Source organism: Vibrio sp. 1402 (genome assembly GCF_033340275.1).
Genome location: NZ_JAWOWE010000547.1, coordinates 1 through 562, shown reverse-complemented (window position 1 = coordinate 562; position 562 = coordinate 1). Strand labels below are relative to the sequence as shown.

1 protein-coding gene is annotated in these 562 nt (G+C 44.1%); it reads right to left on the bottom strand.

The window, feature by feature from the left end; genetic code table 11:
- Nucleotides 1-53: 53 nt before the first annotated feature.
- On the bottom strand, nucleotides 54-562 hold a 509-nt coding region (locus tag R7044_RS27180), incomplete at its 5' end, for a glycosyl hydrolase 53 family protein (protein ID WP_225456223.1).

The window sequence follows — 562 nt, the reverse complement described above, 5'->3', positions numbered from 1 at the left end:
CGAATATGCCCCTCTAATCAAAGAGGGGCTTGAGAAATATTTTATGTTTTTACTCATTCAAGAAAGGCATCAAGAGCTTGAGTAGGCTGGCGCGTATTTGGATCCCATGCACCCAACGTATAACCTTGCCAACTATATGCCTGTGGCTCCCAATAGAAAATCCCAATGCCTTTATCTTGATTAACATTACGTACTTTTTGGATCATATCGGCAACGATAGTCTTTGCTTGAGGCTCATCCCAAGGCACGCCAATTTCAGTGATCATCACTTCCGTTCCGTAGCGTTCGACCATGTCATTGAGATTAGAGAGGCATTGATTGTTTGCTTCTTGCCAAGTAAGGCCAGTAGCATTCTTGGGATAGGACGATGCGCCAATAACATCCCACCAAGCACTGTTGGATTGTAAGCCATCAAGAATCCATCGGAAATTAGCATTGTCGTGACAGTTTGCTAAATGGACAATGACCTTGGCATCTGGGAATACTTCTTTGGCTGCGTTGCGTCCGCTATTAAACAACCATGCATAGTTACGCATGTTGCTTGAAGCCATTCCTTCATTCC